Here is a 26277-nt window from a genome sequence, read left to right on the forward strand (position 1 = left end):
AGCATGCAGTATCTGGTATGGGACAAACTGAGCGAAAGCGAACAGGCCGCCGCGCTCCAGCGCTCCTCTCTGGTAAGCAGCAAAGCGCTCGAGCAAAGCGTCGGCGAGATCATTGAGGCCGTCGCCGCCAAGGGAGACCAAGCCCTCAGGGAGTACAGCGAGCGCTTTGATAATATCCCCCTTGAGAATATCGCCCTCAGTCAGGCGCAGATAAAGGCCGCTGCCCAGGACGTTAGCCCTGAGCTCAAAGACGCCATCAAGACCGCCATGGCCAACATAGATGTGTTCCACAGCGCGCAGCAACCCCTGGCTTTGGATATCAATACCCAGGCCGGAGTGCGCTGTGAGCTCCGAAGTGAGCCCATAGACAGCGTCGGCCTCTACATACCGGGCGGCAGCGCGCCGCTGATCTCCACTGTGTTGATGCTGGCGCTGCCGGCACGAATCGCCGGTTGTCGCCGCCGGGTCTTGATAAGCCCGGCACCAATAGACAGCGCCATCATCTACGCCGCCAGCGAATGCGGCATCGAAGAGATTTACCAATCCGGTGGCGCCCAGGCCATTGCCGCGCTGGCATTGGGCACGGAAACCATAGCGCCGGTGGATAAGATATTTGGCCCCGGCAACCGTTATGTCACCGAAGCCAAGCGCCAGTTGTCCCAGGATCCCAGGGCGCGAGTCAGTATCGACATGCCGGCTGGGCCATCCGAAGTGCTGGTCATCGCCGATGAGACTGCGAGTCCAGCCTTTGTTGCGGCCGATCTCTTGTCACAGGCCGAGCACGGTCCCGACTCTCAGGTGATATTGCTCTCTAGTTGTGAATCGCTCACAAAAGCCGTCATCCAAGAGCTGGACAAGCAGCTTGCGGCCCTGCCCCGCGCCGACATTGCCCGCCAGGCATTGGCCGAAAGCCGTATTTTACTGCTCGATTCACTGGATAAGGCCGCAGCCGTTTCCAACCGCTATGGCCCCGAGCACCTTATCATCCAGACCCGCAGCCCAAGAGCGCTGCTGGCACAAATTCGCGCCGCCGGCTCGGTGTTTCTCGGCCCCTACACCCCGGAATCTGTGGGTGATTACGCCAGCGGAACCAACCATGTGCTGCCCACCTACGGCTACAGCCGCTCGGTATCCAGCCTGTCACTGGCGGATTTCTGCCGCCGCTTTACCGTGCAGGAGCTGAGCGCTGAAGGTCTGTGCGCCTTGGGGCCCTCGGTAATGACCCTGGCCCAGGCGGAGCAACTTGACGCTCACAGCAATGCCGTTGCCCTGCGTCTGGCCTCTCTTGGGGTATCCGGAGCAGAAGCTTCAACCGAGAGAGTTTCATCACTGAGCGCGCCGTCGGCGAGTGTAGAGGAATAACAACCATGCCTGCAGCCATCAATACCGCCACAGAGGATCCAAAGAACGGCACTGCAGCCGTTACCCGCCAAAGCCGCGAGCTGGCCGCTACTCTGGCCCGCCCCGAGCTTTTGGCACTAGAACCCTATCAAAGCGCCAGGCGCCTTGGCGGCCAAGGGGAAGTTTGGATCAACGCCAACGAGTCCCCCTTCAACCACACGGATATCGACCGGGTCAACCGCTATCCAGAGTGCCAGCCGCCAGAGGTGACAGCCGCCTATGCCGCCTATGCCGGAGTCACAGATTTGCAGCTCATCTGCAGCCGCGGCGCCGATGAAGCGATAGAGTTGCTGATCCGCACCTTTTGCACTCCGGGGGCTGACAGCATCGCCCTCTTTGGCCCCACCTACGGCATGTACGCCATCAGCGCCGCGACCTTCAATGTCGAGGTCAAGACACTGTCGTTGGATGACAACTTTCAGTTGCCCAAATCGTTAACCCAGGCCCAAGGCGCCAAACTGCTGTTTATCTGCAACCCCAATAACCCCACTGGCACCTGGGTAAGCCGGGATGAAATCCTGCGGGTGCTCGAGGCCATGCCAGACACGCTAGTGGTAGTGGATGAAGCCTATATTGAATTCAGCCCCGAGCTGAGCGCCGCCTCTTTGCTCAAGCGTTATCCCAACCTGGTCGTGCTGCGCACCCTCTCCAAGGCGTTTGCCCTGGCCGGAGCCCGCTGCGGCTTTATGTTGGCCAATGAAGGCATTATCGAGATGGTAAAACAGGTGCTGGCCCCCTACCCGGTACCTGTCCCTGTGGCACGCTTGGCGGCTTTGGCGTTAAGTCCTGAGGGCATAGCCAGAATGCTGGCCGACGTGGCGCTGCTCAAGACTCAGGGGCAAAGAGTGGCTGCGGCGCTGGAAAGACTCGGTGCCCGGGTACTGCCAAGTGGCGGCAACTATCTGCTGGCGTATTTCGCCGATGCCCCCAAGGTGCGTGAGCAGTTGCAGCGCTTTGGCATAGTCGCCCGCAGCTACCGGGATCCGCGTCTTGTCGACGCCATACGTTTCAGTTTCAGCGATGACTCAGATACCGAGCGGCTGCTCGCCGCCCTGAGCCAGATGCAATAACGATAATAATCAGCCCGGCAGCGGCCGGCACAAGGAAACATCAATGAGCCAGAAAATACTCTTTATCGACCGCGACGGCACCCTTATTGAAGAGCCGCAAACCGACAAACAGGTGGACAGACTGGATAAGCTGGTGTTTGAACCCGGCGTTATTCCGGCGCTGCTCAAACTGCAAAGCGCCGGTTACCGCTTGGTGATGGTCTCCAATCAGGATGGCCTGGGCACCCCCTCCTTCCCGAAAGAAGACTTCGATGCGCCCCACAATCTGATGATGCAGATTTTTTCAAGCCAGGGGGTCAACTTCAGCGAGGTGTTGATTTGCCCTCACTTCAACGATGAAAACTGCAGTTGCCGCAAACCCAAACTCGGGTTGGTAAAAGAGTTTCTGACCCAGGGCCTGGTGGATTTCACCCGCTCGGCAGTTATTGGTGATCGGGAAACCGATATTGCCCTGGCCGAGGCCATGGGCTTGACCGGCTATCGCTATGACAGGGAAAAGCTCAACTGGGGCGATATCTGTGATGCCCTCTTGAGCCGGGGTCGCCAGGCAACTGTGGTGCGCACCACCAAAGAGACCGACATTCGGGTCGAGGTGGATCTCGACCGCGCCGGCAACAGCGACATCAATACCGGCATAGGCTTTTTCGATCACATGCTGGATCAGATTGCCACTCACGGCAATTTCAAACTGGCAATCAAGGTTGACGGCGATCTGGAGATAGACGATCACCACAGTGTGGAAGATACCGCGCTGGCGCTGGGCGATGCTTTGCGTCAGGCGCTGGGCGATAAACGCGGCATTGCCCGTTTCGGCTTTTCCCTGCCAATGGATGAAGCCCGCGGCGACTGCCTGCTGGATCTCTCCGGCCGCCCCTTCCTCAAGTTCAACGCCGAATTTGAGCGGGAAAAGGTCGGGGAGCTGGCCACAGAGATGGTAGCGCACTTCTTTCGCTCCTTTGCCGACGGCCTGCGCTGCACCCTGCACCTTGGCTGCGAGGGCGACAACGACCACCACAAGGTAGAGGCGCTGTTCAAGGTGCTGGGGCGCACTCTGCGCCAGGCCATCAAGGTTGAAGGCGATGCCTTGCCTTCCAGTAAGGGAGTGTTGTAATGACCCAAGCCGTCGCCAAGACAGTGATAATTGATACCGACTGCGCCAACTTGAGCTCGGTGAAATACGCCTTTGAGCGCCTCGGTGCCGACGTCTGTATCAGTGATGATGCCGAGGTTATCCGCAGCGCCGAAAGAGTGGTGCTTCCTGGTGTGGGCACAGCCAGAGCCGCCATGGCGGCGCTCACTGAAAAGCAGTTAATTCCTGTTATCAAGGCGCTGAAACAGCCGGTACTGGGAGTGTGTCTCGGTATGCAGCTCATGTGTGACAGCTCGCAGGAAAGTGGCGAGGATGCCGATGAATGCCAGTGTCTTGGACTGATCCCGGGCACTATACGCCAGCTCGACTGCAAGGGGTTGCCCAGTCCGCATATGGGCTGGGATCAACTGAGCCCCATACTTGATGCCAACGGCCAGGCGCACCCGCTTTTTGCCGGTATCGATGAAGGCAGCTACTGCTATTTTGTCCATTCCTTTTGCGCCGCGCCTTCCGCGGCCACCATAGCCGAATGCTGTTACGGCGAGCGTTTCAGCGCCGCGATTGCCAAAGACAACTTTATGGGAGTGCAGTTTCACCCGGAAAAGAGCGCCGCTATCGGCAGCCTTATCCTGGCTAACTTTCTCACTCTGACCCAGGATGATTTTAACGGAGCTGCAGCATGATTATACCGGCAATCGATCTTATAGAAGGTCAGGTAGTGCGCCTGTTTCAGGGCGATTACCAACAGGAGACCCGCTTCAATCTGCAACCTGAAGCCCAACTGCTCGCTTATCAAGCCCAGGGCGCTTCACTCTTGCATCTGGTGGACTTGACCGGCGCCAAGAACCCTGACCGCTGCCAAAGCAGCCTGATAGCGTCACTCGCGGCCGCCCTGGATACACCACTTCAAGTGGGCGGCGGCGTGCGCAGTCAGCGTCAGCTTGATGAACTATTCAAGGCCGGGGTTTCCCGGGTAGTGATAGGTTCATTGGCGGTGCGTGAGCCCAAACTGGTTGGCGCCTGGCTCGAGCAATACGGCCCTGATGCCATCTGTCTGGCGCTGGATGTCAATATCAATGCCGCGGGCGAGAAAATAGTGGCGGTTCACGGCTGGCAGAGTGGCGGTGGCAAAACCCTGGAATCTCTGGTGGCCCAGTTTGCCCCTTTGGGCCTTAAACATGCCTTGGTCACCGACATCAGTCGTGATGGCACCATGAAGGGGGCCAACACGGCCCTGTACCGCGAGTTGGCGCAGACCTTTCCCGATATCGCCTGGCAGGCCTCCGGCGGTATCGCCAGTCTGGATGATGTGGCCGCGGTCAGGGATTCCGGCGCCAGCGGCCTGATTATCGGCAAGGCCTTGCTCACCGGTGAATTCAGCGTAGAGGAGGCGATCGCATGCTGGCAAAACGTATAGTCCCTTGTCTCGATGTACGGGACGGTAAGGTGGTCAAAGGCGTGCAGTTTCGTAACCACGAAACCATAGGCGATATCGTGCCACTGGCGGCCAGATATGCTACCGAAGGCGCCGATGAACTGGTGTTCTATGATATCACCGCCAGCGCCCACTCGCGGGTGGTGGATAAGTCCTGGGTTAGCCGGGTGGCGCAGCAGATAGACATCCCCTTCTGTGTGGCCGGTGGCATCAAGACCCTGGCCCAGGCACGCGAGCTGCTGGCATTCGGTGCCGACAAGATCTCCATCAATTCACCGGCACTGTCGGATCCCAGCCTTATTCGCAGGCTGCAGGATGAATTCGGCCGCCAGTGCATAGTGGTGGGTATAGACTCTTTCTTCGATGCCAATGACAACAGCTATAAGGTGAAACAGTTTACCGGCGATGAAGCGGCGACCCGCGACACTCAATGGCACACCTTGGATTGGGTCGAAGAGGTGCAGCGCCAGGGCTGCGGCGAAATCGTCCTCAATGTGATGAACCAGGATGGGGTGCGACAGGGTTATGATATCGAGCAGCTCGCCAAAGTGAGAGCCGTCTGTGATGTGCCGCTTATCGCCTCCGGCGGTGCCGGCACCATGGCGCACTTTCTCGAGGTCTTCGACAAGGCCAAGGTCGATGCCGCTTTGGCCGCCAGCGTATTTCACAAGGGGATCATAGAGATCCAGGCGCTGAAAGCCTTTCTCAAGCAAAGCGGCGTCGCCATTCGCTGCTAATGCCATAAGCCCCACAACCCAATACAGGTATTTGATATGACAACCGAGACAAACAATGCCGACTGGCTCAAACAGTTGGACTGGGATAAACAACAGGGATTACTGCCGGCCGTAGTGCAGGACTTTCACAGCGGCAAGGTGTTGATGCTGGGTTATATGAACCGCGAAGCCCTGGATGTCACCCTGAGCAAAGGCCTGGTGACCTTTTACAGCCGCAGCAAACAGCGGCTCTGGACCAAGGGTGAAAGCTCAGGCAATCTGCTGCAATTGGTCAGCATAGGAGTGGACTGTGACAACGACAGCCTGCTGCTGCAGGCCAACCCCATAGGCCCCACCTGCCACAAGGGGACTGGCAGCTGCTGGGATAATCCGGCCTGCGGCGAAGTGCACCCCTTTATCAATCGCCTGCAAAGCCTTATAGCCTCCAGAAAGGAGGAAGACCCCAACGAGAGCTACACCGCTTCGCTGTTTCAGCGTGGTACCAAGCGCATTGCCCAGAAGGTGGGCGAAGAGGGATTGGAAACCGCGCTGGCGGCGGCCACTCATGATCGCGAAGAGTTGGTGAATGAAGCCTCGGATCTCCTCTATCACCTCTTGGTACTGCTGGAAGATCAGCAACTGTCCCTCGATGATATCCATGCCAACCTGGCCAAACGCCACACCCAGGCCAAAGCGGCACAGGGTTAAAGCAAAGCCAACATAAGGCAGTGGCACAGTACCAACGAACAAAGGCAAAAAGAGAAAGGGATGAATACAACCAATAGGTATTCATCCCCTTCTGCTGTCAGCTTTTATCGCAAGCTTACGATGCTCATTTTACTCAAGCCAAGACTAAGATTGCAGCCCCTTTCAACGCCCTTAAGCCCGCTCAAATCCATGCGGAAAGCTTAATCGCAGCCGCCTCCCAGGATACAAGCCGCCGGAGCGCTTGGCGCGGCTTTCGGATTATCTCTCTTGGCGTCAATCCCAGAGAGCTGTTTGGCAAAACTTGAGTCAAACCAACCCAGCATTGCCTCTGTCTGGCCGTAGAAGCGGTTCAAAGGTACAGGGTGCCACTCACCGATTTCGCTTTCCAGAACCAGCGACGGAAAGCCTGCCAATCCGAGCTTTGCCATCATGGCCCGGCTCTGGGCGATGTGGCTCGCCAGCGGCGAAATCTGCCCGGTTGAGCTTGCGTCCATAACCGCCGTCAGATCGCTAGCCAATTTCTCGCGCCCCAGCGCCTGGAGACTCGGCAGCTCCATCAGCAGTTGCAGTAACACTTCAGGCTCGGCAAGCCTTAACCCCTGAACATAATGGCCACCCTGCAATATCTCCAGCAGCGCCAATCCCTGCCCCGCCGCCTTTTCGGCCAGCAGGATGGCGGCAATGGCCGGTCCCGAGTCCAACACGGCGTCAGGACATTGAAGCAAACCCTGAGTGTAATCGTCGCCAAAGGGCTGCCCGGTCAGCTTGGCAATTTTGCTGTCGTGGCTGAGGATATGTTGCCTGAGACCGGGCGTTATTCTTGTTGCCTCCATCAGGCCGCCGGCGTGCAATACTATCGGGAGTCTGGCACTCAGGGCATGAATGAGGGGCGCCGCACCATGGCACCAGCCGCACAAGGGGTCAAAAAAGTAGTGCAGCCTCACCATTTCATCTCGCCCTTGCTGACCTTGGCACCTATCTCCAATGCCATAGCAAGCCCGGCATTCGGGTACAGACGCTGCATGGTGTCAATAAGCTCAGCGCTGGTTTGCGTGTCGACTTCGGCTTGTTCGAAATCCTGCAGGTACTTGAGTGTCGCGGCAATATTGTCCTGCTCGAGAAAAGATTCAGACAACATGTGCCCGGGGATCACCTTGGCAGGTTTAAGCGCCGCCATTTCCGCAAGCTGCGCCTTCCAGGCCGCTCGCTCACTCTGGCTCTGACTATCAGCCATCCACAGGTGCAAGCCTCCGGAGACGGCCACATTGCCGAGAATGGTTTTGCTGGAAGGTACCCAGAGGTATGGCCTGTCAGCCAGCAGTCCCTGGTCACCTTTAATCTCAATCACCTTGCCTTCAAGCATTAATTGACTGCCTTTAAATATCTCTGGCAGCTGCGCCTTGAGGGGGGCATTGCTACCCATTCTGGGGATCCAAAAGCTCAGCTTGTCTTCCAGCTTGGCCGAAATTTGTGCGTGCACCGCCGGGGTCGTCAGGTATTTTGCTTTAGGGAAAAACTGTTTGAGTGTGGCAACCCCGAAGTAATAGTCAGGATCCGCCTGGCTGACGAATACCGTGGTCAACTGCTTGCCACTGTCCAGAACCTCGGCGGCCAGTCGCAAGGCATCGGCGCGGGTGAAGCCTGTGTCAACCAAAATGGCTTCCTTGTCACCGGTTATCAGGGTAGCGTTGACATGAAAGCTGTTACCGTCGGCGTTATAGACTTTGAAGTCGAGGGCGTCCGATTCGGCGTGTAAAGAAAATGGCAACACTAAACTGGCAGCCAATACGAGTGATTTAAGCATGGTTTTACTCCGGTGAATTTCAACGTTGGCCAGTTTATGATTTCAATTAATGCAGATATACGGCTAAAATTGCGCAATATTGTTGCACAATCCGGACAAGTAATCGCAGATGGACAGATTGACCGCCGCCGAAGTTTTTGTGGATCTGGCCGCCAGTGGCAGCTTTACCGCTACCGCCGAGCGGCTTGAGATGTCGCGCGCCATGGTAACCCGCCATATCAAGGCGCTTGAGGATTGGTTGGGCGCCAGATTACTCAATCGCACCACCCGCAGTGTAACCCTTACAGATGCCGGGAATCAGTGCCTGACATATTGTCGCCAGCTACTCTCGACCCGTGAGGCACTGGAAATCAGCCTAAGCGAGAGACGCAGACAATTGACCGGCAAACTGAGAATAAGCAGTAGTATGTCGTTCGCACATGCACGACTGGCAGCGAGCCTCGCGCAATTCATCAGGCTTAATCCCGGGGTGGAAATCGAGTTGGATGTGAGCGATCGCGCTGTGGATCTGGTGGCGGAAAGGGTCGATCTTGTGATCCGTATTGCTTCAAGCCCGGATCCCTTGTTGATTGGCAAGCCGCTTATCAAGGTGAATTCGCAGCTGGTGGCTTCTCCTGAATACCTCAAACAGTATTCGGCGCCGCAGCACCCCAGGGATCTTCGCCAACACCTGTGCCTTGGCTACCGCCATTTCAATCGCAATCTTTGGCATCTTTCCAAGGGAGGGCAGAACGAATCTGTGGCGGTCAACTGCCAACTGGTGGCCAATGAAGCGACAGTGTTACTCAGGGCGGCTCAGGCCGGCAGCGGTATCGCCCAACTGCCCGATTATCTGCTGGCTGAGGCACTCAAAGATGGCAGCTTGCAATGCTTGCTGCCGGATTGGACACCGAGAGTCATGACGGCCTACGCTCTCTATAGCTCAAGAGAGCATATGCCGGTGGCACTCAGGGCCTTGATTGACCACTTGAGCCAGACATTCTCAGGCTGAAGACAAACCAAAAACGGGGCCATAGGCCCCGTTCATACTCGCTGACAACCTTTGTCAGGCAGCAACTATCTGCTGCTGTGCCCTGAGCGGATGCAGACGATCGTGCATCACCTTGATGGTTTCAAAGCGGGTCAGGGTTTTGACATCGCTGAGTCGACATTCGTTGGCCAACATCATTACCAAAGAAGCCTGCAGCCCGGTCTCAACCACCATCACCAGCACACGCTCTCCACGACATTTGAGATCAAACATCTTTCCCGGCTCACTGTAAACACAGACAGCACTGGTGTCGAAGAACCATGACTTAGGCATCTGCGGTTTTTGCATAAAGTGAGCAGCGGTAGCATTCAATGCCAGTTGAACCACTTGTGCATCCGTCAATGACAGTGATTTGGTTAGACGATCAAGCAGGTCAATATAGAACTTGGCGTGCTCGACGCTAAATTCTGCTTCTTTCATTGCATCCGGTATCAAAGTCTTGGCTTTATAAGGAGTCAGAAATTCCATTTCCGAACCTAACGATACGCTAAGGACACCATACGAATCGTTATATCTCCATTGCCAATCTCTGTTTGGCATTAATAACATAACGCAATCCAATAAGACCTGTGATTTATTACAAACGGAATAATAGATGATATTTTACCCAATATCAAAAAAAGTTTTAGATATTAGATTGAGATAACAATATCTTAGACAGATCCTTTAGATCGAAAAACGATCAATTCAAATAAAAAAGGATCGCAATTGCGATCCCTTTGAGTGTTTTTTAGCTCATTTGGATCTATAGGCGTCAACAATATCTTTAATTAATTTTGGCCCTTGATAGATAAAGCCGGAATAGATCTGCACCATGCTTGCTCCTGCATCCAATTTATCCAGAGCATCCTCGGCGCTATTAATACCGCCTACCCCCAGGATCGGGATCTCACCTTTCAAACACTGCGCCAGATATTTGATCACCTTGGTCGACAACTTGTTCAGCGGCTTACCACTGAGGCCACCTGTCTCGTTGGAGTTGGCCAGGCCACTGACCCCATCACGGGTCAAAGTGGTATTGGTCGCTATGGCACCATCAAACTTATGTTTCAATAATGACTCGGCGATCTTTTCGATCTCTTCTTCGGTTAGATCCGGCGCTATTTTTAATGCTATGGGTACATACTTGCCATGCTTTTCTGCCAGTTCAGTTTGTTTGTTTTTTAAGCTCGCCAGCAAGTCGTCCAATAATTCGCCATATTGCATGGTACGCAAACCGGGTGTATTGGGAGAAGAAATATTAACCGCGATGTAATCGGCATAGGCATAAACCTTGTCCATACAGATCAGATAATCATCTTTCCCCTGCTCTACCGGTGTATCTTTATTTTTACCTATATTGACACCGACCATGGCATTGGATTTTTTAGCCTTGAGATTAGCCACCAGATTATCCACGCCGAGATTATTAAAGCCCATGCGATTGATAATAGCCTTGGCCGGCTTAATCCGGAAAAGCCGAGGTTTATCGTTACCGGGTTGCGGTCTTGGGGTCACAGTTCCCACTTCAATATGACCAAATCCCATGGCATGAAAGGCATCGATACATTCACCATCTTTATCCATACCGGCGGCCAAACCGACGGGATTAGGGAATGTCAGCCCCATGAATTCGACCGGGGCCGGGGCAAGATGCTGCGCATAAAAGCAGTTCAGCGGTGAGTTACCTGTGGTTCTGAGACTACTGATGGCAAAGTTGTGGGCGCGCTCAGGATCCATCTGAAACATGACTTTTTGTGCGAGTTTGTAAAACATGGTTTCTCCTAGACCTAAAAAAAGCCCCGGCGTTTGCCAGGGCTCTTATTGTTATAATAGCTTACTTCTGCCCTTCGCAGTGCAGGATCAGCAGATTCAGTTCACGTAGCGCTACTGAGAACTTCGCAAATTCATGGGTTTGCGATGTCTTGAAGTCAGCCAGCATGTGGAACCAGCGCTCCAGCAAGCCCTGATTGAGTTCGACCCATTGTTCGATAATGGCATCGGACTCACAGCTGTCGGTACAGCTGCGCAGTACCGCCGATGTCAGTGCTCTTTGCTGCCAATCCAGCTCCTCACGGAAGGCTGCTCTGGCCAGTGCTTGCCAGTGGTTGGCCACCGGCTGACCACCGATCTGCTCCAGGAACCAGTGCAGATCGATTCTGGCGCCCAACTTGAAGTAAGTTTCTGCCACCAGTGAAACCGGCTTGGACTCCAGCTGAGCTATCTGAGCGATATCCAGTGCCGAGAACAGCGTACTCATGTTGGCAACGAGACTGGCCACCTCATGAGGCACGGCTTCTTTTTCCAGTGCGGCGATATCCTCTTCAATACCCGCCAGCTCATCGGCTACCAGATAAGAGCGGATATTGGCTTTCAGCTCGTCGAACACCGGCTTATAGAAGGCAACAACCTGCTCTATGCTCATGGCGCGGCTACGGTTACGCAGGAACCAGCGACAGGCACGGCGCATGTTACGGCGCAGCTGGTGCAGCATCTCGCCCTGAACAACCGCGGGTACTATGCCGTTCAAGTCAGTAATGGCTTTGGTTAAATCTGCCAAACCAAACACTTCGCGAGCCATAGTGTAACAAATGGCGGCATCGGCAACTGAGGCGCCTGTCTCATCCTGCATACGCTGGACGAAATTGAGCCCCATATCGTTAACAAGTTCATTGGCCAGCGAGGTAGCAATGATCTCACCACGCAGCGGATGCTGAGTCATCTTGTCGGCATACTTCTGCTGCAGCTTGCCAGGGAAGTAATCCACCAGCAGTTGGCTCAACCAGGCGTCATCTGTGATAACAGGTGTCAGCAGTTGCTCCTTGAGCACCATCTTGGCGTAAGCCACTAATACCGACAGCTCAGGACGGGTCAAACCACGACCGCTGGCCAGACGCTCGGACAGCTCCTCTTCTGTAGGCAGGAATTCCAGCGCCCGGTCCAACTTACCTTCTTTTTCCAGGTAGTTGATAAAGCGGATCTGCTCTTTGAGCTGCTCGGCGCCGCGCACCTGAGTCACAGAGATGGTGCGAGTCTGATCTTTACAGTCCTGCAGTACTATCTGAGCAACTTCATCTGTCATCTCTTCCAGCAGGCGGTTACGCTGCTTGAGGGTCATCTCACCTTCGGCCACCAGGGCGTTGAGCAAAATTTTGATGTTAACTTCGTTGTCCGAACAGTCCACGCCACCCACGTTATCGACAAAGTCGGTGTTGATACGACCGCCATTGGCGGCGTATTCGATACGACCAAGCTGAGTACAGCCCAGGTTACCGCCTTCACCTATGATCTTAGCCTTAAGCTCGCCACCGTTGACCCGCAAACCGTCGTTGGCGCGATCGCCGACTTCGGCATGGGTTTCACTGCTCGCTTTGACATAAGTACCGATACCGCCGTTCCAGATCAGGTCAACCGGCATTTTCAGCAGGCATTTGATCAGCTCAGTCGGCGTCATAGCATCCTTGTCGGTCGCCAGCATCTTCTTGATTTCCGGCGTCAAACTGATGGACTTGGCGCTACGGGCAAACACGCCACCGCCTTTTGAGATAAGCTCCTTGTTATAGTCTTCCCAGCTGGATCGAGGCAGATTAAACAGACGCTTACGCTCAACAAAGCTGGTCGCTGAATCCGGCGTTGGGTCGATGAAGATATGCATGTGGTTGAAAGCAGCCACCAGCTGGGTGTGCTCAGACAAGAGCATGCCGTTGCCGAATACATCACCGGCCATGTCACCTATACCCACACAGGTGAAATCTGTAGTCTGGCAATCGATACCCACTTCGCGGAAGTGACGTTTCACCGACTCCCAGGCGCCGCGGGCGGTGATGCCCATCTTCTTGTGGTCATAACCGTTGGAACCACCGGACGCGAAGGCATCACCCAGCCAGAAGCCATATTCGATGGCAATGGCGTTGGCTGTGTCAGAGAAGGTCGCCGTGCCCTTATCGGCAGCGACCACCAGGTAAGGGTCGTCTTCATCGTGACGAACCACATCCACAGGAGGAACCAGGTCACCGTTGACAATATTGTCTGTGATATCCAGCAGACCACGGATAAAGATCCGGTAGCATTCCTGACCTTCGGTGAAGAAGGCTTCACGGCCGCCCTCGGTCGGCAGTTGTTTACAAACAAAGCCACCCTTGGCACCTACGGGCACAATCACAGTGTTCTTAACCTGTTGCGCCTTCACCAGACCCAGCACTTCGGTACGGAAGTCCTCACGGCGATCAGACCAGCGCAGACCACCACGGGCAACTTTACCACCACGCAGATGCACACCTTCAACCCTTGGGCTGTAAACGAAGATTTCAAACTTCGGCAGCGGCTTGGGCATTTCAGGGATCTGGTTGGGGGCAAACTTGAAGGAGATATAATCCTTCGGCTGGCCGGCGGCATCTTGCTGATAGAAGTTGGTTCTCAACGTGGCGTTGATAAGATCCAGATAGCGACGAATGATACGGTCATCATCCAGACTGGATACATCATCAAGACGCAGATTGATCTGCTCGATAAACTTGTCCAGTGTGCGGGTCTTCAGCTTGGGATTGAACTTACGAATAAACATCTTCACCAGCGAATCGGCAATCTGCGGATAACGGCTGAAGGTTTCTTCGATGTAAGCCTGGCTGAAAGTCGCATCTATTTGACGCATATACTTGGCATAGGCGCGCAGCACTGACACTTCGCGGCCGGAAAGTCCGGTAGCCAGCACCATACGGTTGAAGCCGTCGTCTTCCAGTTTTTTCTGCCAAACCTGAGCCAGCGCGGTCTGGAATCTGTCCTGGCTGTCTGCCAGGTTCTCAGTGGCGCCGCCCTGTACTGTCATCAGGAAGTCGAGGATCCAGAAGGTTGCGCCATCTGTGCTCTTCACTTCATAGGGACGCTCATTGATCACCCTGAGACCGAAGTTTTCCAGCATAGGCAGCACATCCGACAGATGGATAGGCTCATCCTTGTGGAACAGCTTCAAACGTACCTTGTTGCTGCCGGGCGCCGCTTCCTGTGGCTGATAGAACAACATGCCCAGCTTATGGTCGTCGTCCAGCGCTTCCAGTTGTTGCAGATCCACCACGGCCGACGTAGGCAACACATCGTCTTTGTAACTCTGCGGGAATGCGGTCAGATAGCGCTTGAACAGGCGAGTGCCCTGCTCTTCACCCAGTGAATTGTTGAGCGCGCTCTGAAGTTTATCTTCCCATGAGCGAGCGGCTTCAATCAGATTGTTTTCTATGGCAGCCACATCGAGTTCCAAATTATTGTTGTTGTCGACTTTAACTATGTAGTGGGTACGGGCCAAGCTCGACTCGGAGAAGTAAGTGGTAAACTCCACCTCTTCATTACTGTTAAAGGTTTGGGCGAAGATCCTTTGGGTATCTTCACGCAGACGGGTGTTATATCTGTCTTTGGAGACATACACCAAACAGGACAGGAAGCGGCCGAAACCGTCTTTACGGACAAACAGCTTAAGTTTATCTCTATCCTGCATCTCCAACACGCCATGCGCCATGTGCGACAACTCTTCGACGCTTGCCTGAATAATCTCGTCCCTTGGCAGATTTTCCAGAATATTCATCAACGCTTTATAGTCGTGGGAGCGCGGTGCCAGTCCTGACTTGTCCATCACCCGCTGGACTTTCTCGGCCAGCAGGGGGATCTCTTTCGGGCTACGGTTGTACAGGTTGGAGGCATACAGGCCGATGAATCTGTCTTCGCCGACGACATTACCGGCCTCATCGAAACGTTTGACGCCGATATAGTCGACATAGGCGGGTCTGTGAACCCGGCTCTTGGCACTGCTCTTGGTCAGGATAAGCAGGCTGTTGTCCAGCGCTTCACGGCGAGCCGATTCAGAGAAAGAAGACAGCATCAAACCGTGCTCTGGCTGCGCCTTACCGGGTTTGTTCATCAAGCCCAGACTGCTTGCCATATCCGGCACCAGCTCAACATCACCCTCTACTTTACGCAGGTCGTAGCGACGATAACCCATCAGAGTAAAATGATGGTTGTTCAAATAACCAAGGAAGCGAATCGCTTCTTCAAGTTCAGCCTTATCGCCGGGGAACGGGCGCTTTGGCAACTCATCAACCACTTCAGCCAGCTTATCGGACATGGCGCGCCAATCATTGACGGCGGCGGCCACATCACCGAGCACGGACTCTATCTCTTTTTCGAGTTGTTTTATGTCCTTGTCGCTGCTTTGGCGGTCGATTTCAATCAGGAATACCGCAACCTTGTCGCTGTCTTCCTTGCTGTCGTTAACAAAGCTGACCCGCTTGATGTCTGTGCCCTGGCGCTCAATGGCCAGCGGCGTATGCAACATCATATGAGCTGTGATCCCCAAACGGTTGAGAGCCATACCCACAGAATCCACCAGGAAGGGCATATCGGGCTGCACAACTTCTATGATGGAGTGGGTTGATTGCCAGCCGTGCTTGGCTTGGCTTGGGTTGAATACCCTTAAGTGAGTTTCCCCACAAGGCGTGCTGTTCAGAGCATTCCAAAGACTCAGGACGGCACCGTAGAGATCGCTATCGTTACGGGCCAGGAGATCGTCCTTAGACATGTGAGCGTAGAGGCAGGTGGCGAACTGTTCCACCTGATTTGCTTGTGTTTTAGGGACTTTGGAGTGGATTAAACTGACTACCTTTTCAAGTAGTACTGAAGGCATTGCATCTTTCAAGGCCATTTTGCTGTTTCCTTAAGCGTCTATGGCAGCGCTTTTTTCATTATATGGATGCTTCGTCGAATGACCCGGGCCTGAATTTTTTGTGACCGAGGTCATGCCGCGCAGTGTATTACTAAACACACCATAATTCGAGCAAAATTTTAGTGGTACATCCTGTACAAATCCAGCAATGACGGGATATTGAAGGGAGTGGTGAAGAAGTAATCGGAATAACAGACTAACTATGCAGCAAGGGCAGGAGAAACTTCTTCCCCTGCCCCCATCACTAACTGTGTTTGCGCCAGAAAAGTGCCGCCAGCGCAGGCAGGATAATTATGGCCCCCAGCATGTTGACCACAAACATGAAGGTAAGCAAAATTCCCATATCCATCTGGAACTTAAGTGCGGAGAAGAACCAAGTGCTCACCCCGATAGCCAGGGTCAGGCCGGTGAAGATGACCGCACTGCCCCGCTCCACCAAGGCTTCGAAATAGGCCTGCTGTACTGCCATACCATCACGCAGTTTCACGGCCATGGTCGACAGGATATAGATGCCATAGTCCACCCCGATACCCACCCCGAGGGCAATAACCGGCAAGGTGCTCACCGTCAGGCCTATATCCAACCAGGTCATCAGTGCCTGTGCCAGTGTCGATACCACATACAGAGGCAGAATCACTGCAACCGTGGCTTTCAGTGAGCGGAAGCTTATCAGGCAGAGGATAAACACCGCGCCATAGACATACAGCATCATAGGCAATTGCGCTTCGGCCACCGCCTCGTTGGTTGCCGCCATCACCCCCACCGGACCGGAGGCGAGTTTAAAACTCAGCTTGTCGTCGTCCATTTCAGCGGCCAGCAGCTGCACCTTGCTCACCACCTGCTCTATGGTTTCCGCCTTGTGATCTTTCAGGAACAGATAAACAGGCATCACAGAGCAATCGCCGTTCAGCAGACCTGTGCTGGTAGGAATTTGTGACACCAACTGTGCCAGGCTGGCCGGGCTCCTGGGCAATACCTGCCACTTGGGGCTACCCTCGTTGAAACCGGCATTCACCTGGCGTGCCACCGAGGCGATACTGGCGGTAAACTCAACCCCAGGGGTGTTGCGCGCCAACCATTCGAACCTGTCAATCTTCTCCAGCGCCGAGTGATAGGTACAGGCCTCGGGATAGGCTTCCACTATCACACTCATCACGTCTGTGGTGATAGAGAAATGATCGGTAATAAAGAAGGTGTCCTGGTTATAGCGGGAGTCCTGATGCAGCGCCGGTGCTCCGCCCTGAAGATCGCCGATTTGCATCTTGCCGGCTTGCTGCAACCCGCCCAGATAAAGCAGTGCAGTGGCAGCTACCACCACCACAGCATATTTTGGGGTGGCAAAACAGGTGAGCTTGTGCCAAAAGGCCGCTGTCTTGGCCTCGGTGCCAGCATCCGCTTTCGCGGCCTTTATCTGGAAGAAGGAGATCACCAGAGGCAAGAGCACCAGGTTGGTCAGGATGATCACCGCCACACCAAGCGATGCGGAAATAGCCAGCTCGCGAATGATGCCGATATCGATTGCCAGCAAGGTCATAAACCCTATGGTATCCGACAGCAAGGCGACCCCGCCCGGCACCAAGAGACTACGAAACGCCGAAGCCGCCGCCACCTTGGTACTCAGGCCATCGGCAACCCGTTTGCGGATGGCGTTGATCATCTGTACCCCGTGGCTGACACCTATAGCAAACACCAAGAATGGCACCAGAATCGACATGGGATCCAAGCCAAAGCCCACCACGGTCAAGAGGCCAAGCTGCCAGACCACGGCAATCAAGCTGCACATCAAGGGCAGCAAGGTTAACACCATGGAGCGGGAGAAGAGATACACCATCAGGGCGGTGACCAAAATGGCTATCAGGAAAAACAGCAGTACCCCTTTGGCTCCGTCTGCCACATCGCCGGCCATCTTGGCAAAGCCTATGATATGAATCTTGATGCCATCTTTTTCAAACTGGCCTCTGAGCTGTTCTTCCAGTTGGGCGGCAAACGCCAAAGTGTCCAGAGGCTCGCCGGTTTGCGGATCAAAGTCCATCAGCTGCGCCGTCACCATGGCGGCGCTGTAGTCCTCTGCCACCAGACGGCCGACTATGCCGGCCTTTTCGATATTGCCTCTGACCCGCTCAAGCCCGGCTTCTGTCGTGCTGAAATCCGCCGGGATCACCGGCCCACCGGCAAACCCGTCTTCCACCACTTCGGTAAAACGTGTCGACGGAGAAAACAGGGATTTCACCTGAGAGCGCTCTACCCCGGGAATAAAGAACAGTTGATCATGCACATTCTTCAGGGTGTCGAAAAACGCCGGATTGAAAATATTACCGCTGCTGTCTTCTACCGCCACCATGATGGAGTTGGCGCCGCCAAACTGCTTCTGGTGTTTGAGGTAGGTCTGCATATAGGGGTGATGCAGTGGAATGTTTTTAACAAATGCCGCATCCATTTTCAGCTGACTGGCCTGAAAGCCCAGAAATACCGTGGTCAGCGCAAACAGCAGTATCACTCCGATACGATTGCGAAAGAGAAAACTCTCAATCCCATTGACCAGTCTGTCTAACATAATAATGGCCCTTTATTGTTGTTTTAGTTCGAAAAGCCCTTTGGTCCCGGCTATCCATAACCGGCCCTTGGGGTCAACGGCAACTGCCGATAAATTTTCCCCTCTGCGCTGGGTCACCAGCTCAGCGTGTAAATTGTTATCCAAACGAATTACGGCGCCGCCATTGCCGACCAGCAGCAGGCCCCCTTTGACCGGCGCTGCCGCATTGAGGGTCGACTCAAGCGGCATCTTTATCTCCTGCCACTGACTCATATCTTCCGGTGCGCTGAAGGCATGCCCTCGCAGACCAAACACATAGAGCTGTTTATCCCTTTCTATGGCATTGAACAAAGAGCCGTCATAAATAAACTCCAGACGCTGCCATAAACGGCCGCCATCTTCGGAAATGGCTACCATCCCCAGCTCCCCGACCATAAGCAAGCGCTTGTCTTCAAGGGCAATGACCCGATTGAAATGGGGCAAAATTGAGTCGGATTCGGCCTGATAGGCCTCTTCATCCTGCTGTTTGAGATCCGCCAGATAGTCGGCATCATCTTGGCTCAAGAGCTCGGGATGAAATTCTTTCTGCCAGCTTTGGCCACCATCTGTGGTGCGCAGAAATAGACCATAGGCGCCAACGGCTATGCCGTTTTGCGAGTCGGCAAACCAGACATCCAGTAAGGGCCGGGCAAGCTCTAGCGAACTGAACTGTTGCTGCCAGGAGAGTCCGCCATCTTGGGTAGCAAGAATGATGGCATCATGGCCCACGGCCCAGCCATGGTTGGCATCGAGAAAAAATACCTTGGTCAACTGCGCCTGACTCGGTGTCGCCACCTGTTGCCATTGATTGCCATCGGCGCTGAGCCTTAAGATATGACCCCGCTCACCGACCGCGACCATAGTGCTGCCGGCCTGAGCAATATCCAACATCAAAGAGTGAACCGCCAAAGGCTGCAGTTGGCCGGTCAGAGCCCAGGTTGCAGATTGCGTTTCGGCGTGAAGGGGCGAAATTGCGCCCTGGAATGTGAGTATGCCAAGGCCCAGAGCCGCTGCTTGAAGCATGCGATACGACATTACAGACTTCCTTAGGGTTGAAAGGGGCGCACGCGCCCCTGGAATTGCCTACTGGGTGACCTCAGCCACCCATTACTGATGACGAGCGCTTAACGTATTCCTTCGCGGCGCAGCGCGGCCGGGGTAAAGTTGGCCTCGGACAACTTGGCATCAAAGTCATACATGCGGCCTTCATTATCCAAACCTATGGCGATATAACGACGGGACTGCAGATCGTAATACACCTCAAGAGTACTCCAATGAGTCGGCACCTCGTAATAGTTCAAACCATGCGCCATGGCAACCCGATACAGTTCGTCACGATTGTCGTACAGATCGGCGATTGAGACCTGCCAGGAGTCCTCATCCAAATAGAAGACCCGGGTCTTGTAGATATGGCGCATGCCCTCTTTCAAGCTGGCCTTGACCACCCAGACTCTATGCTTTTCATAGCGGATATAATCAGGGTTCAAGTGACCCGCCTTGAGCAGATCACTGTACTTGACCTTATCCGAGTGCAAACGGTAGTCGTTGTAAGGAATGAATATCTCTTTCTTGCCCAGCAACTCCCAGTTGTAACGGGAAGGCGAGCCGTTGAACATATCGAAATCATCTGTGGTACGCAGACCATCAGAAACCGTACCTGGCGTATCGAAGGCCACGTTGGGTGCCTTTCTCACCCGGCGCTGCCCTGTGTTGTAGGTCCAGGCCTGACGGGGTTCCTTCTCCTGATCCATGGTTTCTTTCACCAACAGCGCAGTACCGGCCAAACGCGCTGGCTGGGTAACTACCTGTTTGAACTCAAACAGAATGTTATTCTTTTTCAGTTCTTCCAAGTTCGCTTCAGGGCGAGAGTATTCGAAACGTATCTCTTCGGCCATTTCCACCAATGTGTAGTCACCACTGGCAGTAGGCGCCGCCTGATTACGTTCGATTTCAATATCGACACCGCGGAATCTGAGAATATGGTTCCAGATGGCTTCCAATCCATTGGCAGGGATGGGGAAAGGAATACCTATAGACGCGCCATCGACACCATTGCCCTCAGAGACAAGAGTTGCTCTCGGTGCATTGGCCTTGGTGGCATCATAAATAAACTGCGGCACAGAAGCGGTACGCCGGGTCTGATAGATGTTCATTTTAAAACTATCTGGATAGGTTTCGAACATCTTCAGCTGGCCAGGTGTCAAAAACTCCTTGTATTGCTCCTTGTTGGCCGCGGTGACAGTCACCAGCGGCTTGTCATCCGGGAAAGGATCTGGGTGATGCATGCCTTTTTTATAACTGGCAGGAGGCGTGGTAATACCGCCGTCCCAAGCAGGAATACTGCCATCGGCATTAGGGCCCTTTTCAGCACCGAGTGGTGTCAGGCTGGTCCCCAGTTTGGCCACATCGGCCTCGGAAACCTTGGCTTCTACAGCTGTGGTGGCCCCCAAAGCCAGGATCACAGCGGCAGACAATATAGCTATCGTTCTCATTTTATTGTCCTTATCAGATCGAAAACTTAACGTTGAAAGACACATAATCGCGATCGGCCATCGCATTAGTTGTGCCTACCCCACCAAAGAAACTGTTATAGGAAAGATCCGCGCCCCAGCGGCTCTGGTAGTCAAAGCTGAGTCCCAGTGCCACAGACTTGCGACCTTCGGTAAACAGGAACATAGGATCTGGGGTGATACCGTCAACGTCATGGGAGAAAATCACTCGAGGTGACATATTGATGCCGGAGAACACATTGTTGAAGTCGGCCTTGGCGACAATCCGGTAACCCCAAGCGAAATCTGTCGGGAACGGATTGGTTTCAGGGCCATTGTGCAACGCCTCTATGATACCTGGCATATTCGGATTGCCGCCGCTGCGCCCTGTGCCTGGACCATTGAGTCTGAGTTCATCGAAACCCGGCATATCATGGATCCATACCCCGCCGACTTCGGCAAGCATCACCAGATTATCGGTACCCAGTGTCGGGCCAAACAAGTGAGTAAAAGTCATCTGCGCCTGAGTGGTATCGAGACGAATATAACCCTCGGCGTACTCGCCCGGACCAACATCCTTGACATGGGAAGTGTACTGAGACAAACCATCAAGATCCGGCCTTAGCCCTGCGTTGGCCAGCTGTTGTGGCATAGCGGCAAACAAGAGTTCCACATCATCAATCTGCAGTGGCTCATCCTGGCGGTGCGCTATTTCACCGGCCACTGAGGTATCACCTATCAAGGTATTGAAACTAAAACCGTAAAGCTTAATATCTTCCGGATAAACCACCTGAGCCTTGGAGAAGCTATCCAGACTCAACAGTACGTCGCGATTGATATTGCCGGCGTTTTGCCCAAGAACCGCCATATCAGACAGCAGTGCGCCAGTACTGAAATCCGCCGTGGTACCACTGATGAGCGGACGGCGGCTATGGTAATTCATGTAATAAAAACCAAACTCGGTTTCACCCAGCTCCGGGGCGTAGTACCCGATTTTAATACCGTACTGACCGGAATCGCTGGGAGCAGCTTCATCTTCCACCAATGTCACCTTGGTGGGGTAAGCCAGCGCCATCTGCACTAACTGCTCGGTCGGAATACTCTGCCCTGAAGCTATCATGTTGGACAAGCGGTTGTATTCCAGGGTCAAGAAATCGAGGTTAATATCCGGATTGGCGTTAAAACCAAGCTGAGCGTTTTGATTGTAGCCACCGTAACCGACAAAGTCGTTGGTGCCGAAAATCGACCCGGGAGTCGGAACCCAGATAGGCTCCCAGTCGTACTGATAGAAAGCTTCCAACGACAGGTTTTCGGTCACACCAAAAGAAGCCCACACCATACCCTGCGGCCTAAAGGCTTCCTTCAGTTCTGCGCCCGGCGCGTTGAGTATGTTCAAATCCACCGGGTTAATCACCGCAATACCATGGGAAATCAGCGTACTTTCCCCCCATGACACCACCTGATTACCCACACGGATAGTCAGCGGATTGGCGCCATCGTTGAAATCAAAGTTGGCATAGGCAAAGGCATCCAGCAGACGGATATCCTTACACTGCACTTCTTTAGCGCGCTTGTCGGCGCAAGGGTCGTAGCGGTTGCCGGTAAGAGGGTCATTAAAATCGTAAATTCTGTCGTTCAATTTACGATCGTAAAAATACATGCCACGGGCGAAAATACCGAAATTTTCATACTTGAGCGACAGCTCGTGCAGTCCCTTGAAGATTTCCGAGGTGGTATCACCCTTGGAATAGAGGAGATTACTCAAGTCATTGTTACTGGAATAGGAACCAGGCTGCGCCCAGATCTCGGCTGCCGTGTACTTGGTATCGGTGAAAGCCGAATAGCCACTCCAATCGAATCTTGGATGGTTGACTTTACCTATCTGACCATCCCAGTCGCGTCCTTCCACGCGCCAACTGGCGCCCAAGGTCCAGGTCGAATCAAAGGAGCCATCCACTTCGCCCCACTTGAAAGACACCGCTTCGACACTGGGGATCATCCCTAAACTCAGTGCCGACGCCACCCCCAAAGCGAGCGCCGACTTGTTAAAACGGTTTATCACTGTTTTCATTTATCGCTTCTCCGTAACCTGCTGGATTATTTGTTATAGGAGTCTCAACCAACATCTTGTTAGCTCACAGGCAACACCATTGTTACAGCAATTAATGCTGATGAGCAAGGCAGAGACCGAGAAATTTATTGTGCAGATTTGGGGACTTAAGACGGATCCGTCGTTCAGGAAAGGCGTGGAAATTTAAATTTTTATCGAGTGTGGAGAGGATAGATGGAGTTAACAAATATAACCCAATTGATTTCAAGGGATTAACCTTTGTTACCTGGATACAAAACAGCCGACTGATTAAGTCGGCCGTTTTAAGTAATTACTCTAAACTTGTTTCAGAGAAATGAACTTTCCATCCCGGTCCAATCTGAGATGGAATTCACCGTAAATGCCATCGGCGGTCAGAAAAGGACGTAGACGGCGGCCGTTGATCCAGAGGAGCTTGCCACCCTTCTCCCTGACCTCAACATTTTCGGCAATACCTTGATAGTAAGGTAAAAAGTCCTGATAACTCAGGTTGAGGCGAAAGTAAAATTCCATCTTTAGGCTCAGTCTTCCAGTGCTCGGCTGACCTTCTCATAAAGATCCCGTGACAGCTCAGGCATAGCCAACAACTCCTGCAGACAAGCCTTCATTTTGGCCTGGCGTCCGGCATCAAACTTGGCAAACTGGATCAGCGGAGTGATGATCCGTGCTGCCACTTGCGGGTTGAGGCTATTGAGCTGTTTGAGCATGGCGGTAAGGAAAACATATCCCTTGCCGTCCTGGCGGTGGAATTGACGCACATTGGCCGCGGCAAAACTGCCCACCAGGGAACGAACCCGGTTGGGATTATTCAGACTGAAGGCCGGATGTTGCAACAGGGTCTCGAGTCTGGCGATCACCTCATCATCTGTCGCCATCGCCTGCAGGCTGAACCACTTATCCATCACCAGAGGGGTCTGGTTCCAGCGCTGCTCGAATGCTTGCATCAGGGCATCGCGGCAATCACAATTGGCATCGTTGGCTGCAAGCAGCGCGCCCAGCGCATCTGTCATACCAGAGGCCGAGACAAACTGCTGTTCAATCAAAGACTCATGCTCATCAGAGACTTTGGCCAGCAGCCAAAGCAGAGTGTTTTTCAAACTGCGGGCGGCAGCATCATCCAGCGACAGCAGTTGACGATAACGGGCCAACAGCTCATCTTCACAGCCACTGGCGATGGATTCAATCACAAAGTCGCGGGCCAGCAACAGGGCATCCAATTCAACCTTATCAACCTGCTCAATCAAGGAAGACACTGAAAGCAGCTTGAGGATTTCGGCCGCAAGCCCCTTATCCAAGGATTCGTCCAGTATCACGCCTCTGAAGCCGTCGACAACACGAGGATCCAGATGCATCCCCTGCCCTTGTTCAAGTAAAGTCACATTGGCCCAAACAGCGCGGCTGAAGAGACTCATCGCCGCTTCCCAGCGGGCCACTTCACTGCCGGCATGGCGCAGTAAGCAGAGCAGCTGCACTGTGCTGTAGTCATACTTGAGCTTCACCGGCGCCGAAAAGTCCTGCAACAGCGAAGGGATCGGACGGGCACTGATATCCTTAAACTCCAGAGTCTGCTCGGCCTGGGTAAAATCAAACACTTGGTTGACCAAGGCGTTGCCGTCATTGCCCAGCAGTTCCAGGCTGAACGGAATATGCAACGCTGCCTTAGCCGCTTCACCGGCGCGCACTGGGGTGAACTGCTTGAGGTGCAGGCGGTAAGTCTGTGTGCTTGCCTCATACTCATCGGTCACTGTCACCTGAGCGGTGCCCGCCTGGCTATACCAAAGGCGGAATTGAGTCAGATCTTTACCTGAGGCATCTTCCATAGCGGCGACAAAGTCGTCACAGGTAACCGCCTGGCCGTCGTGGCGCTCGAAATAGAGCTTCATCCCCGCCTGGAAGGCCTGCTCACCCAACAGAGTGTGCATCATACGGATCACTTCGGCGCCCTTGTTGTAAACAGTGACTGTGTAGAAATTATTCATCTCTATCACGCTTTCGGGGCGAATAGGATGCGACATCGGGCCAGAATCCTCGGCGAACTGCTGGTTCTTGATGACCTTGATGGCATGAATACGGTTGACGGCCCGGGAGCCGAGATCTGAGCTGAATTCCTGATCGCGAAATACGGTCAGGCCCTCTTTCAGGCTCAATTGGAACCAATCGCGGCAAGTTACCCGGTTACCGGTCCAGTTGTGGAAATATTCGTGGCCAATCACAGATTCTATACCGTGAAAGTCATCATCGGTCGCCGTGTCTTTATCCGCCAACACATACTTGGTGTTGAAGATATTCAGGCCCTTGTTTTCCATGGCGCCCATGTTGAAGAAGTCCACAGCCACCACCATGTAGATATCGAGATCGTACTCGATATCAAAGCGTGACTCGTCCCAGGCCATCGCCTTTTTAAGTGAAGCCATGGCGTGTCCGGCCTTGTGCAGGTTGCCCTTGTCGACAAACACCTGCAGTTTGACCTCTCTGCCGGAGCGGGTGGTAAAGCTGTCTTCCAGCAGGTCAAAGTCACCGGCAACCAAGGCAAACAGGTAAGCGGGTTTAGGGAAAGGGTCTTTCCAGACGGCGAAATGACGACCATCGGCCATCTCCCCTTTTTCCAGCAAGTTGCCGTTGGAAAGCAGGAAAGGAAACGCCTTGTCGGCTTCGATACGTACCTGGTATTTGGCCAGCACATCGGGACGGTCGAGAAAATAAGTGATGCGCCTGAAACCTTCCGCCTCACACTGAGTGCAATAGGCGCCATCGGACATGTACAGGCCTTCCAGTGCCGAGTTATCGGCCGGGCTGATGCGAGTCACCAGAGTCAATTCAAATTCGTTGAGTTCGGTTTCAAGCAGTAGTTTACCCGGCTCGAGGCGATAGTCGGCCGGGTCACCATTGACCAACAGCTGCTCCAGTTCCAGCTCGTCACCGTCAAGCTGCAGAGGCTCATTGTGACTGCCGTTGCGCTTTACCCGGCTGACGGCCGTCACTCGGGTTTGCTTGGGTTCAAGCTGAAATGAGAGTGACAGTTCGGGGATCAAAAACGCCGGTGGACGATAATCGGCCAGGTGCTTGGCCTGCAGTTGTTGCGGGGAAATGGTTTGTGCTTCAGACATAGGTCATCCTTAATTCGTTGGGCACTGGCAGTCGCTGAGTTCGTTGACTGATCTTGCCTCTGTTCGCGCTGGGAGCAAACA

19 protein-coding genes are annotated in these 26277 nt (G+C 53.9%); 8 read left to right on the forward strand and 11 right to left on the reverse strand.

Features of this window, described 5'->3' with window-relative positions; all coding sequences use genetic code 11:
* Nucleotides 1–3: 3 nt before the first annotated feature.
* From hisD to hisIE, 7 genes are read left to right on the forward strand one after another with little or no spacing between them, the layout of a single operon-like run.
* Entirely contained in the window at nucleotides 4–1362 is a 1359-nt protein-coding gene (gene hisD, locus ACWAU4_RS12350; RefSeq protein ID WP_345868571.1) for a histidinol dehydrogenase, read from the forward strand.
* A gap of 5 nt (nucleotides 1363–1367) precedes the next feature.
* The gene (gene hisC, locus ACWAU4_RS12355) at nucleotides 1368–2471 is read left to right on the forward strand and encodes a histidinol-phosphate transaminase (protein ID WP_345868573.1); all 1104 of its coding nucleotides are present in this window, start codon (nucleotides 1368–1370) and stop codon (nucleotides 2469–2471) included.
* Between the two features lie 43 nt (nucleotides 2472–2514).
* The gene (hisB, locus tag ACWAU4_RS12360; protein WP_044734595.1) at nucleotides 2515–3582 is read left to right on the forward strand and encodes a bifunctional histidinol-phosphatase/imidazoleglycerol-phosphate dehydratase HisB; all 1068 of its coding nucleotides are present in this window, start codon (nucleotides 2515–2517) and stop codon (nucleotides 3580–3582) included.
* The gene (hisH, locus tag ACWAU4_RS12365; RefSeq protein ID WP_317058273.1) at nucleotides 3582–4244 is read left to right on the forward strand and encodes an imidazole glycerol phosphate synthase subunit HisH; all 663 of its coding nucleotides are present in this window, start codon (nucleotides 3582–3584) and stop codon (nucleotides 4242–4244) included. Before hisB ends, hisH begins: the two co-directional genes overlap by 1 nt.
* Nucleotides 4241–4978 (forward strand): 1-(5-phosphoribosyl)-5-[(5-phosphoribosylamino)methylideneamino]imidazole-4-carboxamide isomerase, encoded by a 738-nt coding sequence (hisA, locus tag ACWAU4_RS12370; protein WP_045283839.1) that lies wholly within the window; start codon nucleotides 4241–4243, stop codon nucleotides 4976–4978. Before hisH ends, hisA begins: the two co-directional genes overlap by 4 nt.
* A complete protein-coding gene (gene hisF / locus ACWAU4_RS12375; RefSeq protein WP_221055151.1) occupies nucleotides 4960–5733 on the forward strand; it encodes an imidazole glycerol phosphate synthase subunit HisF in 774 nt (257 codons plus the stop codon). The genes hisA and hisF overlap by 19 nt, the downstream gene beginning before the upstream one ends.
* 36 nt (nucleotides 5734–5769) lie before the next feature.
* Nucleotides 5770–6420: a bifunctional phosphoribosyl-AMP cyclohydrolase/phosphoribosyl-ATP diphosphatase HisIE gene (hisIE, locus tag ACWAU4_RS12380; RefSeq protein WP_028781461.1), complete on the forward strand. Its 651-nt coding sequence runs from the start codon at nucleotides 5770–5772 to the stop codon at nucleotides 6418–6420.
* A gap of 200 nt (nucleotides 6421–6620) precedes the next feature.
* Here hisIE and ACWAU4_RS12385 read toward each other — a convergent pair whose 3' ends face one another.
* Nucleotides 6621–7367 (reverse strand): DsbA family protein, encoded by a 747-nt coding sequence (locus ACWAU4_RS12385; protein WP_144220616.1) that lies wholly within the window; start codon nucleotides 7365–7367, stop codon nucleotides 6621–6623.
* Complete coding sequence (locus ACWAU4_RS12390) at nucleotides 7361–8224, reverse strand: MBL fold metallo-hydrolase (RefSeq protein WP_208135827.1); 864 nt, start codon at nucleotides 8222–8224, stop codon at nucleotides 7361–7363. The genes ACWAU4_RS12385 and ACWAU4_RS12390 overlap by 7 nt, the downstream gene beginning before the upstream one ends.
* A 109-nt stretch (nucleotides 8225–8333) precedes the next feature.
* Between ACWAU4_RS12390 and ACWAU4_RS12395 the strand changes: the two genes are divergently transcribed.
* Nucleotides 8334–9215, forward strand: a complete 882-nt coding sequence (locus ACWAU4_RS12395; RefSeq protein ID WP_144216973.1) for a LysR family transcriptional regulator — start codon at nucleotides 8334–8336, stop codon at nucleotides 9213–9215.
* 54 nt (nucleotides 9216–9269) lie between these two features.
* Here the strand turns inward: ACWAU4_RS12395 and ACWAU4_RS12400 are convergent, their stop codons facing one another.
* The 9 genes from ACWAU4_RS12400 to pepN all read right to left on the reverse strand — a co-directional run bounded on the left by ACWAU4_RS12400 (nucleotide 9270) and on the right by pepN (nucleotide 26196).
* A complete protein-coding gene (locus tag ACWAU4_RS12400) occupies nucleotides 9270–9803 on the reverse strand; it encodes a cell division protein ZapC (protein WP_025011151.1) in 534 nt (177 codons plus the stop codon).
* 186 nt (nucleotides 9804–9989) lie between these two features.
* Nucleotides 9990–11009, reverse strand: a complete 1020-nt coding sequence (pyrD, locus tag ACWAU4_RS12405) for a quinone-dependent dihydroorotate dehydrogenase (protein ID WP_028781458.1) — start codon at nucleotides 11007–11009, stop codon at nucleotides 9990–9992.
* 61 nt (nucleotides 11010–11070) lie between these two features.
* Nucleotides 11071–15918, reverse strand: a complete 4848-nt coding sequence (locus ACWAU4_RS12410; RefSeq protein ID WP_454290283.1) for an NAD-glutamate dehydrogenase — start codon at nucleotides 15916–15918, stop codon at nucleotides 11071–11073.
* Between the two features lie 265 nt (nucleotides 15919–16183).
* Nucleotides 16184–18493 carry an efflux RND transporter permease subunit gene (locus ACWAU4_RS12415; protein ID WP_454290284.1) on the reverse strand — a complete coding sequence of 770 codons (2310 nt, stop codon included), beginning with the start codon at nucleotides 18491–18493 and terminating at the stop codon, nucleotides 16184–16186.
* Between the two features lie 12 nt (nucleotides 18494–18505).
* Nucleotides 18506–19546, reverse strand: coding sequence for a WD40/YVTN/BNR-like repeat-containing protein (locus ACWAU4_RS12420; RefSeq protein ID WP_454290285.1), 1041 nt, complete (start codon nucleotides 19544–19546; stop codon nucleotides 18506–18508).
* An 89-nt stretch (nucleotides 19547–19635) separates the two neighbouring features.
* Entirely contained in the window at nucleotides 19636–21003 is a 1368-nt protein-coding gene (locus ACWAU4_RS12425; RefSeq protein WP_454290286.1) for a DUF1329 domain-containing protein, read from the reverse strand.
* Nucleotides 21004–21016: 13 nt separating this feature from the next.
* The gene (locus ACWAU4_RS12430) at nucleotides 21017–23071 is read right to left on the reverse strand and encodes a DUF1302 domain-containing protein (protein WP_101055763.1); all 2055 of its coding nucleotides are present in this window, start codon (nucleotides 23069–23071) and stop codon (nucleotides 21017–21019) included.
* 315 nt (nucleotides 23072–23386) lie between these two features.
* On the reverse strand, nucleotides 23387–23602 hold the full coding sequence (locus ACWAU4_RS12435) for a DUF2835 domain-containing protein (protein WP_224866315.1): 216 nt from the start codon (nucleotides 23600–23602) through the stop codon (nucleotides 23387–23389).
* Between the two features lie 8 nt (nucleotides 23603–23610).
* Nucleotides 23611–26196 carry an aminopeptidase N gene (pepN, locus tag ACWAU4_RS12440; protein WP_454290287.1) on the reverse strand — a complete coding sequence of 862 codons (2586 nt, stop codon included), beginning with the start codon at nucleotides 26194–26196 and terminating at the stop codon, nucleotides 23611–23613.
* Nucleotides 26197–26277 lie beyond the last annotated feature (81 nt).

This window comes from Shewanella sp. FeAMO (assembly GCF_053653955.1).

Coding starts and splice junctions, on each gene's coding strand:
- ACWAU4_RS12390 (WP_208135827.1), bottom strand. CDS start 8,224: ATGCTTAAATCACTCGTATTGGCTGCCAGTTTAGTGTTGCCATTTTCT.
- ACWAU4_RS12430 (WP_101055763.1), bottom strand. CDS start 23,071: ATGAAAACAGTGATAAACCGTTTTAACAAGTCGGCGCTCGCTTTGGGG.
- hisF (WP_221055151.1), top strand. CDS start 4,960: ATGCTGGCAAAACGTATAGTCCCTTGTCTCGATGTACGGGACGGTAAG.
- ACWAU4_RS12420 (WP_454290285.1), bottom strand. CDS start 19,546: ATGTCGTATCGCATGCTTCAAGCAGCGGCTCTGGGCCTTGGCATACTC.
- hisD (WP_345868571.1), top strand. CDS start 4: ATGCAGTATCTGGTATGGGACAAACTGAGCGAAAGCGAACAGGCCGCC.
- ACWAU4_RS12425 (WP_454290286.1), bottom strand. CDS start 21,003: ATGAGAACGATAGCTATATTGTCTGCCGCTGTGATCCTGGCTTTGGGG.
- hisA (WP_045283839.1), top strand. CDS start 4,241: ATGATTATACCGGCAATCGATCTTATAGAAGGTCAGGTAGTGCGCCTG.
- ACWAU4_RS12400 (WP_025011151.1), bottom strand. CDS start 9,803: ATGTTATTAATGCCAAACAGAGATTGGCAATGGAGATATAACGATTCG.
- ACWAU4_RS12395 (WP_144216973.1), top strand. CDS start 8,334: ATGGACAGATTGACCGCCGCCGAAGTTTTTGTGGATCTGGCCGCCAGT.
- pyrD (WP_028781458.1), bottom strand. CDS start 11,009: ATGTTTTACAAACTCGCACAAAAAGTCATGTTTCAGATGGATCCTGAG.
- pepN (WP_454290287.1), bottom strand. CDS start 26,196: ATGTCTGAAGCACAAACCATTTCCCCGCAACAACTGCAGGCCAAGCAC.
- hisH (WP_317058273.1), top strand. CDS start 3,582: ATGACCCAAGCCGTCGCCAAGACAGTGATAATTGATACCGACTGCGCC.
- ACWAU4_RS12385 (WP_144220616.1), bottom strand. CDS start 7,367: ATGGTGAGGCTGCACTACTTTTTTGACCCCTTGTGCGGCTGGTGCCAT.
- hisIE (WP_028781461.1), top strand. CDS start 5,770: ATGACAACCGAGACAAACAATGCCGACTGGCTCAAACAGTTGGACTGG.
- ACWAU4_RS12435 (WP_224866315.1), bottom strand. CDS start 23,602: ATGGAATTTTACTTTCGCCTCAACCTGAGTTATCAGGACTTTTTACCT.
- ACWAU4_RS12410 (WP_454290283.1), bottom strand. CDS start 15,918: ATGGCCTTGAAAGATGCAATGCCTTCAGTACTACTTGAAAAGGTAGTC.
- hisB (WP_044734595.1), top strand. CDS start 2,515: ATGAGCCAGAAAATACTCTTTATCGACCGCGACGGCACCCTTATTGAA.
- hisC (WP_345868573.1), top strand. CDS start 1,368: ATGCCTGCAGCCATCAATACCGCCACAGAGGATCCAAAGAACGGCACT.
- ACWAU4_RS12415 (WP_454290284.1), bottom strand. CDS start 18,493: ATGTTAGACAGACTGGTCAATGGGATTGAGAGTTTTCTCTTTCGCAAT.